Source organism: Alteromonas sp. ABV2_168 (genome assembly GCF_056161165.1).
Genome location: NZ_JBSWYQ010000020.1, coordinates 1 through 1441, shown reverse-complemented (window position 1 = coordinate 1441; position 1441 = coordinate 1). Strand labels below are relative to the sequence as shown.

The following is a 1441-nucleotide window of genomic DNA, read 5'->3' as shown; positions in this document are numbered from 1 at the left end:
TTAATTAGTCAGTCTTTAACTTACAACTTCTAAGTAAAAGCTACTTAGGCGTTGTATGGTTAAGCCTCACGGGCAATTAGTACAGGTTAGCTTAATGCCTTGCAACACTTCCACATCCTGCCTATCAACGTTGTAGTCTTCAACAACCCTTCAGAGAGGTTAAACCTCAGGGATGACTCATCTCGGGGCTCGCTTCCCGCTTAGATGCTTTCAGCGGTTATCGATTCCGAACGTAGCTACCGGGCAATGCCTTTGGCAAAACAACCCGAACACCAGCGGTTCGTCCACTCCGGTCCTCTCGTACTAGGAGCAGCTCCCCTCAATCATCCAACGCCCACACCAGATAGGGACCGAACTGTCTCACGACGTTCTAAACCCAGCTCGCGTACCACTTTAAATGGCGAACAGCCATACCCTTGGGACCGACTTCAGCCCCAGGATGTGATGAGCCGACATCGAGGTGCCAAACACCGCCGTCGATATGAACTCTTGGGCGGTATCAGCCTGTTATCCCCGGAGTACCTTTTATCCGTTGAGCGATGGCCCTTCCATACAGAACCACCGGATCACTATGACCTACTTTCGTACCTGCTCGACGTGTCTGTCTCGCAGTTAAGCTAGCTTATGCCATTGCACTAACCTCACGATGTCCGACCGTGATTAGCTAACCTTCGTGCTCCTCCGTTACTATTTGGGAGGAGACCGCCCCAGTCAAACTACCCACCAGACACTGTCCGCATTCCCGATAAGGGAACAACGTTAGAACATCAAACATACCAGGGTGGTATTTCAAGGACGGCTCCATTGGAACTGGCGTCCCAATTTCAAAGCCTCCCACCTATCCTACACAAGTAGGTTCAATGTTCAGTGCCAAGCTGTAGTAAAGGTTCACGGGGTCTTTCCGTCTAGGTGCGGGTACACAGCATCTTCACTGCGATTTCAATTTCACTGAGTCTCGGGTGGAGACAGCGTGGCCATGGTTACACCATTCGTGCAGGTCGGAACTTACCCGACAAGGAATTTCGCTACCTTAGGACCGTTATAGTTACGGCCGCCGTTTACCGGGGCTTCGATCAAGAGCTTCGCTTACGCTAACCCCATCAATTAACCTTCCGGCACCGGGCAGGTGTCACACCCTATACGTCATCTTACGATTTAGCAGAGTGCTGTGTTTTTAATAAACAGTCCCAGCCACCTGGTCACTGCGGCCCCCGACTGCTCAAAGAGCAAGTCTCATCACAATCAGGGGCGTACCTTCTCCCGAAGTTACGGTACAATTTTGCCGAGTTCCTTCACCCGAGTTCTCTCAAGCGCCTTAGTATTCTCTACCTGACCACCTGTGTCGGTTTGGGGTACGGTTCACATAATCATAAGTTTAGAAGCTTTTCCTGGAAGCAGGGCATCAACAACTTCACTCCCTTGGGAGCTCGTCTCGTGTCTC

General features: G+C 51.0%; 1 rRNA gene. It reads right to left on the bottom strand.

The annotated features are described in order from the left end of the window. Positions 1-55 precede the first annotated feature (55 nt). Positions 56-1441, bottom strand: a 23S ribosomal RNA gene (locus tag ACXAH4_RS20060); the annotation flags it as partial.